Raw genomic sequence first — 11,645 nt, 5'->3', positions numbered from 1 at the left:
TCCCGAGCGTTACGTTTTGTCTTCTCGCTTAAGGGGTCGGAGACACCATCTCGTCCAGAATGCTACTGACCTGGTTCATCACCCTTCCCGCCTCGGTAAGCCCGTTCTTTTCCAGCTCCTTCACCCACTCAGACTGAATCTCCTGGTATCGGGTGGCGGCTTTCCATTGCGCAACGTCTTCAGAGTGCAGGATTCTGACCGTCGCACCGCTTTTTTCCAGATCGGCGACTTGTGTGGTGAAGCTTTTATCCATTACGGAACCCAGGGATTGATAAGCGACGTCAGCGGCCCGCTGAATCGCCGCCCGATCGTCGCGGGAAAGGTTATCCCAGGTGTTTTTATTCATCACCAGCAGGTAAACATGCCCAAGCCAGAGATCCCGCGAAACCAGCACATCAGGCGCGAATCGCTGAGCATTTAACGCATAGCCGCTATCCACATTCAACATTAATCCGTCGAGACTTCCGCTTTGTAAGGCCTTGTAGGTTTCATCTCCCCAGGGCATGGTCACGGCTTTAGCGCCGACATTTTTCAGAAACCCCTGGTGCCAGAAACTGGCGGAGCGCCACGTTCCCCCCTTAAGTCCTTCAGGATTATTCAGCGCGGTAGTGCTAAAAAAAGCCAGCGGATAGCCGGTCGCAATGAAAACATTCACCACATTTTCTTTCTTGAGTTCTGCCGAAAAATCCGGGATATCCGCATAAACGCGACGAAAGAAAGCAACCTGCTTTTCCCCGGCAGGGCCGACGGGGAAGCTTTTAAAGATTTGCTGCAATGGTAATGCCTTAGCCGCATATTCAGGTACAACAACAGCCATATCCGCTTTGTCCCCCTTTCCCGCCATCGCCAGAGCCGTATAACCATCACTTAGCTCGCCTCCCCAGTGCGCCTCTACCTTCAGGCGACCACGCGACTCTTTTTCGATTGCGGGGAAAAATACGTCATTGATAAAACGAGTGCGCATTCCACCCAGCGGTTCATGGTCGCTGTAGATTAGGGTTTGCGCAGCCAAAGCCGCACCGGGAAACATTAGCATCGCAAACAGAACGGCGATGCATTTTCGTCCTGGTATAGTGGTGAGCATTTCTCTTATCCTTTTGAGAATCATGATGATCGCAGTCGCTGATGAAGCTTAAACAACGGGCTCAGACAGCCAGCGCTGCCCTTCGGTTTTCATCTGCTGTTCGAGCGCACTGCCGCGCGTTGCGAATACACGCGTGACCGGAAATCCGCTTTTTTCCAGCAGGTATGCCAGCGCGGCGTATTCTCGCGGGTATTTTGCTACCGCGCTTTGATCAATATCGACCACGCCCAGCGGGAAGGTAAAACTCCCCATGTCATAAATGCTCTGGCGTCTGAAGAGTTTCCACACGCCATCGCGTTTTTCCGCCATATCGTAAAAGCGATTATGGGTCACCATCCCCAGATTCAGCTTCACATTCTCGCCGATGATCATGGCATTGGTTTCTACAATGGCGCGGTTGACGCTGCTATTGAAGGTCACTACCGGCGTGCCAATCAAATGCTTGGTGCGGATATCAGAGGCGCCCATACGCATTGAGCCGTCAACAAAATCGCTCGCCAGCCCTTCAAACCAGGTTATCTCAATGGTGCCATCCGGGTGAAACAGCCCGCGAAGTTGCTCCCACTCGCCCAGATCGCGATGCATCCAGCCAGTGAGAAGATCGGTAATTTGCTGACGATCCGCCAGGTGATTGTGCATAATTTTTACTCCAGCCAGTTAAGTGGATTCAGTTTCCTCGCCATTAACGTTAAAATCCAATAGATAAATCTTACAGATTATTCAGTTTAGATGAATGATGAGGCCATCGTATGGATCTGCGCCACTTACGCTATTTTCTTGCCGTTGCACAAGAAGGACACTTTGGCCGCGCCGCCGAAAAACTCAATATCGTTCCTCCCGCGCTGAGCATGCAGATCAAGGCGCTGGAAGAAGAGTTAGGCGGCCCGCTGTTTATTCGTACCAGCCGGAAAGTTGAGTTAACCGAAGCGGGAAAATTGTTGCAGACTGAAGCGCAACGCACGCTTGAGCAGGCGGAACATGCCCGTCTGACAGTACAACGGTCGATGCGCGGAGAAACGGGTCTTGTGCGCGTCGGCTTTGCTGGCAACGCGGTGTTCAGCGGCAAATTGACAGAAGATCTGCGCGCCTTTCGCCAGGCCTATCCCGATGCGGAACTGGTCGTGTGCGAAATCGCGCCGTTGCTACAAGCGGATGCCATTCTGAGCGGCCAGCTCGACATTGGTTACACACCCGATCACCATAACGTACGCCAGCCAGAATTAGCGGCTGAAAAAATAGGCCTCTGGGGCCGGATGGTCGCCATCGCCGACGATCATCCGCTGGCTTGTGAAACCCATTTGACGGTAGGTATGCTGGCTGAAGAGCCCCTCATTTTCTACGACACCCACCGTGCGGATGAGCCGCTTTATATGATGCTCACAGAGATTATGGGTCATGTTCCGCACGTCGCCCATTGCACCTCCAGCACGCTCAGCGTACTGGCTCTGGCCGCCGCCGGGCAAGGGCTGGCGCTGGTGCCTGAACCGCTGATGCACATCGCCATTCCCGGCCTGGTCTATCGCCCTCTCGACGCGCCTGAGTTATCGGCCAATCTGATGCTGCTCAGCAGAAAGAACGACAATAACGGCGCGGTAAAGGCTTTTCTGGAGATTGCGCGGAGAAACGTCAGAACCCCGTCAGACCCGCGCTGATATTTGTCGGCATCCCGGAGCGGCGCTCCAGCGCCTCGTTGACGCGATGAATGTCAACGCCATCGCCCTTCATAAAAGTACGCATCACCGGCGTGATCGGCAGCGGTACTTTTTTGTCAGATTCAAATTCAGTGCGATTACGCGATAACGGCTCATGCACTTCAATCCAGCGACTGCCGTCCGCTTCGACGGTGGTTTTCAGCGGTTGATCGATAATCTGCACGCGAGTGCCCACCGGCACATTGTCAAACAGGTATTTGATGTCATCATTACGCAACCGGATGCACCCCTGGCTCACGCGCAGCCCAATACCGAAGTTCGCATTTGTGCCATGAATGGCATACAGCTTACCGATATAAATTGCATACAGCCCCATCGGGTTATCCGGCCCGGCGGGGACAAACGCGGGCAGACTTTCGCCTCGTTTAGCATATTCACGTCGGGTATTCGCCGTCGGCGTCCAGCTCGGCGCCTCCTGCTTACGCTCTACCGCAGTCACCCAGTTACGTGGAGTTTCTCGCCCCGCCTCGCCAATGCCAATCGGCAGGACATCAACGGTATCGCCCCCTTTCGGATAGTAGTAAAGACGCATTTCCGCCACGTTAACCACAATGCCTTCACGCACGGTATCCGGCAAAATAAGCTGCTGCGGCACCACCAGCGTCGAACCGGACTTCGGCAAAAAGACGTCCACATCGGGATTCGCTTCGAGCATATTGCTCAGCCCCTGTCCGTACTGCGCCGCAAACGCTTCCAGCGGTTGAGTATTATTGTCCGGGACGGTTATCGTCAGCGGGTTGCCGACCAGACGACTCCCTTCTGGCGGCAATGGATAACTTACCGCCAGCGCGCTCTGGCTTGCGAACAGCAGAATAAAAGAACAAAACAATTTCACACGAGGCATCATTTCCCTTTCCTCAAATCGCAGCAGATGTCGGTTAATTATAGCTTTTTTATCGCCTTTCCGACGTTAACAGCGAATGAGCGCCACCGAAGGGAAACGATACGGCTTATCTTTATTTACCATTCGGCAGGACAATATTACTTGCCGCCAGTTGCCCCATGTTGCGGTACATCGCGCAGGCGGCTTCAACGATGGGCATTGCCAGCGCTGCGCCGCTGCCTTCGCCAAGACGCATTCCCATATGCAGATACGGCTCCAGCTCCAGGTGCTCCAGCGCAATCCGCGCGCCCTTCTCTGCCGAGAAATGCGACGGAATCAGATACGGTTTAATTTCCGGCGCAACCTGACAGGCCGCCAGCGCCGCAGAATAGGAGAGAAAACCATCCAGCACAACCGGCAATCCACATGACGCGGCGCCCAGCATCACGCCCGCCATACCGACCAGGTCAAAACCGCCCACCTTCGCCAGCACCTCAACGCCATCACGCGGATCGGGCCGGTTCACCGCAATAGCGCGGCGCACAACCTCAACTTTATTGCCAATTCTGGAGAGCGGAAGATTCGCGCCAATCCCCACCACATCTTCGGCATCGCTACCGGTCAGTACACTCACAATCGCCGCCGCAGGGGTGGTATTCGCCATTCCCAGTTCGCCAACGCCAAACAGCGTCACGCCGCTTTGCGCCAGTTCGCGGGTGTAGCGCATCACTTCCAGCAGCAGTTCTTCGGCCTGAACGCGGCTCATCGCCGGGCCTGTCGCGATATTCCCGCACCCACGCGCCACGCGCATATTCACCACGCCGGGGATCGGGTCGGCATCAATCCCGACGTCAATCACATGGACTTTTGCCCCGGCCTGAGCAGCCAGTACGCAAACACCGGTTGTTCCCTGCGTCATGTTGGCCGCCTGAATGGCGGTGACAACTTTCGGCGAGACCGCAACCCCTTCATCCCACACGCCATGATCGGCGCACATCACCAGCATCGCCTTCTTACCGACATGCGGAGTGCCGTTGAGACCGGGCATCCCCGCTAACTGTACGGCCAGCGCTTCCAGGCGCCCGAGGCTGCCCGGCGGTTTGAGCAAGCCGTCGATGTGCTGCCGGGCGTGCGCCATTGCGTCGCTGTCCGGTTTGGGAATGTCACGGAGTAAAGAGGTTAACGTCTGCATAAGGGTTCTCATCGTGTTGGCTGGCTCACAGCAGAGCCAGCAGGAAGATCAACTCGCCAAGTTCAATCGCCGCACCCAGCGTATCGCCGGTTTGCCCACCCAACGTGCGTTTTAATAATTGCCCAAGAATAAAAATTGCCGCCAGAGTGACCACCAGCGCAGCGACCCCGTGCATCCCCGGCATGAGTATCGCCGCGAGAATAGCGGTTAATCCCAGCGTCACGCAGGTCTGTCGCCCGGTAACTTTGCCGATAAACACGTTGCCCAGCCCTTCTTCACGGGCATAGCGATGACGATACATCAGCAATACGGCGACACCGCGCCCCGCCGCGCAGGCCATCGCCAGCGCCGCCAGCATCGGCGTGCCTCTCAGCGCCAGTTCGCTAATCACCAGCACTTTCGCCAGCAGGACAAAAATCAACGCCAGCCCGCCGTGGGTGCCCAGGCGGCTGTCACGCATAATTTCCAGCATCCGCTCCCGGCGGCGGGCGGAAAAAATACCGTCACAGGTATCCGCCAGACCGTCGAGGTGAAAACCGCCGGTCAGCAGCGCCAGCGTCAAAACGCAAAACAGGGCCGCCAGTGGAATGCCGCACCAGGACTGAAGCGCCACAAACACCAGGCCGCCAATCGCGCCCAGCAGCATGCCGATTAGCGGGAATGTCACAATACCGCGGGAATACTCCTCAAAATCCAGCCCCTGAGACCAACGGGTCGGAACAGGCAAACGCGAAATAAAAGCGAGCATCGCCCAGAACAACTTACTCATTTAATTTTGACTCCAATACCCGATACCACCAGCCAGACCTCATCCGCCGCCGCAGCCAGACGCTGATTGACGCGCCCGGCGATGTCGCGAAAATGTCGCGCCAGACGATTTTCCGGGACAATGCCCATGCCCACCTCATTGGTCACCAGAACCACCTGAGCCGGACAGCGCTGACAGGCGTCGATCAACGTGCGAATTTCATCTTCAATCGCCTGCTCCATCGCCGCGTAATCCCAGTTATCCGGGTCAGTATCGCCGCCCATCGCGAACAATAAATTGGTCACCATGGTCGTGATACACTCCAGCAGAATGGCCTCTTCGGGGGCGTTATCTGGCGTAATCAGCGCATCAAGATGCCGCCAGCATTCCGCTGTCCGCCAGTGCGGCGGTCTGCCATCCCGATGGTGCTGAATCCGCGCCGCCATCTCCTCGTCAAAAATCTGCGACGTGGCGATGTACAGCACCTGCGGCGAATCCGCGATTAACGCCTCCGCATGGCGGCTTTTCCCGCTGCGCGCGCCGCCGGTCACCAGAATCATCATACGGGCTCCCGGTGCTGCTGCATGATGGTATAAATTTTCTCAATATCGATGTGTTGTCGCATCGCATCCGCCAGCAGATCAAACTGCTGCGATTTATATTGCGCGTAATGGAAGGCGTGATCCAGCGGCGTCAGCCCCTTACGCACGCGCAGGCCATTGACCAGCGCCCGCGTGAACGCATCGCTGTCGAACAAGCCATGAAGATAGGTGCCAAAGACCAGTCCGTCGTCCGTTACCGCGCCGTCAGCGATAGCGTTTTCGCCTTTGCGTAACGTCATGGCTGGCTGGCATTGTGCATTCAGTGTCGTCTCGCCCATATGAATTTCATACCCGCGCACCGCCAGGCCAGACGCCGCCGCCAGCCATCCCGGCAGCGCAGAGGCCATCTGCCCTTCAACCTGCGTGGTGGTTTTATCCTGCGCGAAGTGCGTGACGGTATTAAGCAGCCCAAGACCGGGGAGCGTGCCCAGCCCGGACTCCACCTCATCAATAATGGTGTCGCCCAGCATCTGATAGCCGCCACAGATACCTGCCACCGGTACGCCCTGACGATGCGCCTGCAACACGCCATGTGCCATTGCGCTTTCACGCAGCCAGACCAGATCGCCAAGCGTATTTTTGCTACCCGGCAGAATTATCAGGTCCGCGCCCGCCAGTTCTTCAGGGTGGCGCACATAGCGCACGCGAACATCCGGCTGCGCCGCCAGCGCGTTGAAATCGGTGAAATTCGAGATGTGCGGCACCTGAACAACGGCAATGTCGATATCACGTTTATCGGTACGCAGGTATTTGCCTTTTTGCAGCGCCACGCCATCCTCATCTTCAAGATCGACCTCCAGCCAGGGCATCACGCCCAGAACCGGCACGCCGGTCAGCGCTTCAATCTGTTCAATGCCGGAGTAGAGCAGCGTCACGTCGCCGCGAAACTTATTGATGATCACCCCTTTCACTCTGGCGCGTTCACTATCATGCAGCAGCGCCAGCGTACCGTAGATAGAGGCAAAAACGCCGCCGCGATCGATATCCGCCACCAGAATGACCGGACATTGCGCCATTTCCGCCATCCCCATATTGACGATGTCGCGGTCACGCAGGTTTATTTCCGCCGGGCTACCGGCGCCCTCCAGCACCAGAACGTCATATTCTTGCGCCAGGCTATTGTAAACCGTGAGGATCTGCTCACGCAGACGCGGCTTATATTCATGGTAGCTAACCGCGTCCATATCGGTGGCGACTTTGCCCATCAACACCACCTGCGCTTTCCGATCGCTGGTCGGTTTTAGCAGGACCGGATTCATCCGCACATCCGGTGCAATCCCCGCCGCTTCCGCCTGGAAAATCTGCGCGCGTCCCATCTCTTTGCCGTCCGGCGTGATGCCGGAATTCAGCGCCATATTCTGTGACTTAAACGGCGCCGTGCGCAGGCCATCCTGATAAAAGATGCGGCACAGCCCCGCCACCAGCACACTTTTACCTACATCTGATGCCGTTCCCTGCAACATTACTGCCTGCGTCATGACGCCTCCTTCAGCGCGTTCTCTCGCATACGCCCAAAAAATTCTTCTTCCGTTTTACACAGCGGCAACCCCAGTTGCGCATGCAGTTTGACCAGCCACGGTTGCGTCAGCCCGGCTTGTTCGATCAGTTCAGTGCGTGCAAACACCTCTCCCGGCTCACCGTATGCCAGTACCTCGCCACGGCGCAGCACATAAACGGCATCGCTGACTTCATAAATGAGATCAATATCATGGCTGGAAATAACAACATGATTCCCCTGCGCCACAATCCGCTTGATGATCGCGATCATCTGTGTGCGCCCGGCAGGATCAAGCCCGGCAGTGGGTTCATCCAGCAGCAGGTAGCGGGCCTGCAACACCATCGCCCCCGCAATCGCCACGCGTTTTTTTTGCCCGTGGCTTAAACACTGGATCGGCTGATGACGGAAATGCTGCGCATCAACCAGGGTCAACGCATCGTCCACGCGGCGGGCAATCTCATCCTCAGCCACGCCTAGATTTCGCAGACTAAAAGCGATATCGCTGTCGATATCGGTATAAAAAATTTGTTGATCGGGGTCCTGAAAAACGGTTGCCACCTGTTGGCGCAGCGCCAGCAGCCCGCGCTTACTGTAATCCAGCGCTTTTCCCTGCCACAAAACCTCGCCTTTTTGCGGGCGCAGTAAACCGCTCAGGTTCATAAATAGCGTCGATTTTCCGCAGCCGTTCGCGCCCACCAGCCCGGTAACCGCATGGGGGGAGAAATCCAGCGTTAGCCCCTTGAGCACCTGCTCATCCTGATAGCGAAACCAGAGACCGGAGGTGGCAAGCATACGAATCCTTACAGGTGAAAATCACCCTGATACAGTTTGATATCAAGCACGGTGGTCATTTGCTGATAGCGGATAAGCACACGCGTAAACAGCAAACCCACCAGCATTGCCAGAGAACGATAGCCTTTTGGCAAACTACGATAGCCAAAACGCAGCGTTTGCGCGCGATGAATGGCCAGCGCTTCATCTAACAGGATAAAAATAAAGCGCCATGTCAGCAGGATCTGCTCGGTCAGCAGCCGTGGCACATGCGCGCGCTTAAGCAAAATAATCAGTTGCGGAAACGGCAGATTCAACACCAGCCAGAACGTCGCCGCCAGCGCGCTCAGACTGCGCCAGAAGGTTTCATTGGCGGTATTCAACCCTGACGAGGTCACCCCCAGCCAGTAATCGCCAACCGGAACGCTTGCCAGTAACAAGAGAGGATCGCGGCTCACGCTGAATAAAATCGTCACCACGCCCACGCTTAAAAAACCAAACGGTATCGCCATCCAGCGACACCAGCGCCAGAACGAAATCCGCAGCAGCCAGCAGCTCAGCCCGGCGATGAGCGCCAGTTCAATACCCTGCCCCAAAGGAGGCAGGGTAAAGGCCAGAATCATCATCAGCAACCAGAGCAAAAACTTACGCACCGGCGTAACATGAAGCCAGCGGCTCTGGTAGCTGAGTCGATCAAGCCCGGTCATCACGGCGCTGTCTGCCTTTGCTGTAACCGAGAATATAGAAAATCACCGCCGCGCCAAGCGAACCTTGCAGCGTAAACAGCAGACTTTCAATTTCACCGCTGGCCGGTTCATACAATGGCTGGAACCACGGTTCATAGTGCGGCGCCACCACCTGGATCTGGCTTTCCGCTTCGCCGTCAGAGCCACCGAACTCACCGCCATGATCGATAAAAAACGGCAGGATCACCAGGGCAATCACCATAGCTAACAATATCAGCGTCTTTTTCATCTTAATGTCCTTGTGCGGTAATCAACCGACGTTTGGTCAACTGGTCGTAAATCATGACGGTCAGCAGCCCCTCCGCGATCGCAATGGGGATCTGTGTCAGGCAGAAAATCCCCATAAATTTAATCACTGAACCCATTGCCCCTGCCTGCGGGTCCGGGAACGCCACCCCAAGCTGCACCGACGTCACGAAGTACGTCACCAGATCCGCCAGCATGGCGCAAAGAAAGACGCCGACATCGCGGCGCAGCCCGGCGCGGCAGGCCATTTGCCATACCAGATACCCGACAACGGGGCCGATAACCGCCATCGACATCCCGTTCGCACCCAGCGTGGTCAGGCCGCCATGCGCCAGCAGCAGCGCCTGAAACAGCAGCACAATCGCCCCGAGGATCGCCACAACGCCTGGGCCAAATAAAATCACCGCAAGCCCTACCCCTGTCGGGTGCGAGCAACTACCTGTAACAGAAGGAATTTTCAGCGCCGACAGCACGAAGATAAACGCCCCGCACAATGCCAGCAGCACCTTCTGGTTGTTATCTTCCTGCACGATACGGCGCAGGCGCACCAGTCCGTACCACAGGCACGGTAAAAACAGCACCCACCAGGCCAGCGCCCACATCGGCGGCAGGAATCCCTCCATGATATGCATGGCGAACGCCTGTTCCGGGACAACCATCAGCAATAACGCCGCAGCTAACCCGCTGAAAGACAGCTGTTTTAGCTGTTGTTCAAGTTTCATTCTGCATACTCCCACTGTTTGTTGACCAGAATGGTCGAAAAATAGGGCAGCGGCTGCTCGTCGCTGACCTCATTCAGGTGACGCCAGCACTGCTCACCGGGCAGCGTGGCTTCCGCCATCATCAGGGCGCACTCCAGCAAACCTTCCTGTTGCAGCAATGCTTTAATACGCGCGAAGCGACCGTAGACCTTCATCAGCACCAGACTGTCATGCTGTCTTAACGCCTGCTGAATTGTTTCTTCCGCCGCGGTGCAGGAGATCACCGCCAGCGATTGTTGTTCCATCGCCAGCGGCGTTTTTGCGCGGGCGGCAATGGCGGCAAACGAGGTGACGCCAGGAACGATTTCCAGCCACGCCGGGTTGCCGATCCGCTGGAGTAAAAAGACCCAGGTGCTGAACAGCATGGCATCGCCAAGGGTGATGAACCCCACCTGTTTACCCGCCTCCACTTCCTGAACCAGCGCTGCGGCTACCTCATTCCAGACGGCTTCTTTTTCCGCGCTGTCAGCGCTCATTGGAAAGTGGCAGCAGCGGACTTCCGTCTGCTCACCCAGATACTCACGCACAATAGAGAGCGCCAGACTGTCGCCGCCTTTGCGCCCTGCCGGAGCGTAAAGGATATCGAGCGAGCCAAGTATTCGCGCCGCGCGCACGGTGATCAGATCGGCTGCGCCCGGCCCGGTACTTAACGCATACAGCTTTCCACTCATGCCGCTTCCTCCATGGCCGTATTCAGCGCCTGTTGCAAATGCGCCACGAACATGGCGCGTACCGCCGGATTCTCCCCCAGACCGCTCAGCCACGGCGTCGCCGGGATGCCTGCGGCGTTGAACTGCGTTTTCCAGGAGTCCTCTTCATCGGAAGCCATATCGTTGATGGCATGATCGCCGGCGACAAGCATCAGCGGCATCAGATGCACCGCCGTTACGCCTTCCTGACGTAAGCTCCCGATGAGAATATCCACCTCCGGGTAACTCTCAACCGCTCCCACACGCGCCGGAAAACGCTGCGCCGTCATCATATGGTCCAGACACGCATAGGCCGCAAACGCGTGGTGGCTGGCGCCGTGCCCCATAAACACCACTTTCTCCGTCGCGCCAAGCGTCGGCATCTGCTGCTGTAAAGCCTGCATCAGCTGCGCGTAATCGGCATGGCTGCTCAACAGCGGCACGCCGAGCGTAAGACGGGTAAATAACGGGCGCAGAGTCTGAACTTCACGCACAATTTTTTCGTATTCGTCGCCGTTAATAATGTGCAGGGACTGAATCGCCACATCCTGATACCCCTGTTCAGCAAGCTTCTGCAATGCCTGAAGCGGCGTATCGATTTCAATGCCGTCACGCTGTTTGAGCTTGCGGATAATCATCCCGGAGGTGAACGCGCGAAACAGATCGCGATCCGGGCAGCTGGCTGCCAGATCGCGTTCGCAGGCCACAATGTTCTTCTCACAGGTGTCGTGATAGCTGGTGCCAAAACTCACCACCAGAAGCGCTTTTTTCAT

The 11,645-nt window shown here is 56.6% G+C and carries 14 protein-coding genes; 1 reads left to right on the top strand and 13 read right to left on the bottom strand.

The features are described from left to right. Nucleotides 1-28: 28 nt before the first annotated feature. Nucleotides 29-1,084: a TRAP transporter substrate-binding protein DctP gene (dctP, locus tag CKO_RS03600; protein ID WP_024130211.1), complete on the bottom strand. Its 1,056-nt coding sequence runs from the start codon at nt 1,082-1,084 to the stop codon at nt 29-31. Nucleotides 1,085-1,132: 48 nt separating this feature from the next. Continuing rightward, nucleotides 1,133-1,723 carry a nuclear transport factor 2 family protein gene (locus CKO_RS03595; RefSeq protein WP_012131798.1) on the bottom strand — a complete coding sequence of 197 codons (591 nt, stop codon included), beginning with the start codon at nt 1,721-1,723 and terminating at the stop codon, nt 1,133-1,135. Nucleotides 1,724-1,833: 110 nt separating this feature from the next. On the opposite strand from CKO_RS03595, the gene CKO_RS03590 reads away from it, so the two are divergent. Further along, nucleotides 1,834-2,736 (top strand): LysR substrate-binding domain-containing protein, encoded by a 903-nt coding sequence (locus CKO_RS03590; protein WP_012131797.1) that lies wholly within the window; start codon nt 1,834-1,836, stop codon nt 2,734-2,736. Here the strand turns inward: CKO_RS03590 and ldtA are convergent. From ldtA to cbiK, 11 genes are all read right to left on the bottom strand, one after another. After that, nucleotides 2,711-3,640, bottom strand: a complete 930-nt coding sequence (ldtA, locus tag CKO_RS03585) for a L,D-transpeptidase (protein WP_024130210.1) — start codon at nt 3,638-3,640, stop codon at nt 2,711-2,713. The genes CKO_RS03590 and ldtA overlap by 26 nt on opposite strands. Nucleotides 3,641-3,752: 112 nt before the next feature. Further along, entirely contained in the window at nt 3,753-4,811 is a 1,059-nt protein-coding gene (gene cobT, locus CKO_RS03580) for a nicotinate-nucleotide--dimethylbenzimidazole phosphoribosyltransferase (RefSeq protein WP_024130209.1), read from the bottom strand. A 25-nt stretch (nt 4,812-4,836) separates the two neighbouring features. After that, entirely contained in the window at nt 4,837-5,580 is a 744-nt protein-coding gene (gene cobS / locus CKO_RS03575; protein WP_012131794.1) for an adenosylcobinamide-GDP ribazoletransferase, read from the bottom strand. Next, on the bottom strand, nt 5,577-6,122 hold the full coding sequence (gene cobU / locus CKO_RS03570) for a bifunctional adenosylcobinamide kinase/adenosylcobinamide-phosphate guanylyltransferase (RefSeq protein WP_012131793.1): 546 nt from the start codon (nt 6,120-6,122) through the stop codon (nt 5,577-5,579). Before cobU ends, cobS begins: the two co-directional genes overlap by 4 nt. Next, nucleotides 6,119-7,639 carry a cobyric acid synthase gene (locus CKO_RS03565; protein ID WP_012131792.1) on the bottom strand — a complete coding sequence of 507 codons (1,521 nt, stop codon included), beginning with the start codon at nt 7,637-7,639 and terminating at the stop codon, nt 6,119-6,121. Before CKO_RS03565 ends, cobU begins: the two co-directional genes overlap by 4 nt. Then, on the bottom strand, nt 7,636-8,451 hold the full coding sequence (locus CKO_RS03560; RefSeq protein ID WP_012131791.1) for an energy-coupling factor ABC transporter ATP-binding protein: 816 nt from the start codon (nt 8,449-8,451) through the stop codon (nt 7,636-7,638). Before CKO_RS03560 ends, CKO_RS03565 begins: the two co-directional genes overlap by 4 nt. An 8-nt stretch (nt 8,452-8,459) precedes the next feature. Continuing rightward, nucleotides 8,460-9,137 (bottom strand): energy-coupling factor ABC transporter transmembrane protein, encoded by a 678-nt coding sequence (locus tag CKO_RS03555; RefSeq protein ID WP_012131790.1) that lies wholly within the window; start codon nt 9,135-9,137, stop codon nt 8,460-8,462. Next, nucleotides 9,124-9,405 (bottom strand): energy-coupling factor ABC transporter substrate-binding protein, encoded by a 282-nt coding sequence (locus CKO_RS03550; RefSeq protein WP_012131789.1) that lies wholly within the window; start codon nt 9,403-9,405, stop codon nt 9,124-9,126. Before CKO_RS03550 ends, CKO_RS03555 begins: the two co-directional genes overlap by 14 nt. A gap of 1 nt (nt 9,406) precedes the next feature. After that, nucleotides 9,407-10,144: a cobalt ECF transporter S component CbiM gene (cbiM, locus tag CKO_RS03545; RefSeq protein WP_012131788.1), complete on the bottom strand. Its 738-nt coding sequence runs from the start codon at nt 10,142-10,144 to the stop codon at nt 9,407-9,409. Then, the gene (locus CKO_RS03540) at nt 10,141-10,854 is read right to left on the bottom strand and encodes a cobalt-factor II C(20)-methyltransferase (protein ID WP_012131787.1); all 714 of its coding nucleotides are present in this window, start codon (nt 10,852-10,854) and stop codon (nt 10,141-10,143) included. The genes cbiM and CKO_RS03540 overlap by 4 nt, the downstream gene beginning before the upstream one ends. Beyond that, entirely contained in the window at nt 10,851-11,645 is a 795-nt protein-coding gene (gene cbiK, locus CKO_RS03535) for a sirohydrochlorin cobaltochelatase (protein ID WP_012131786.1), read from the bottom strand. Before cbiK ends, CKO_RS03540 begins: the two co-directional genes overlap by 4 nt.

Origin of the sequence: Citrobacter koseri ATCC BAA-895, from assembly GCF_000018045.1 — a bacterium.
Taxonomy (GTDB): domain Bacteria; phylum Pseudomonadota; class Gammaproteobacteria; order Enterobacterales; family Enterobacteriaceae; genus Citrobacter_B; species Citrobacter_B koseri.
Note: the sequence above shows the minus strand (reverse complement) of the source record. Positions and strands in the feature narration are given on the sequence as shown.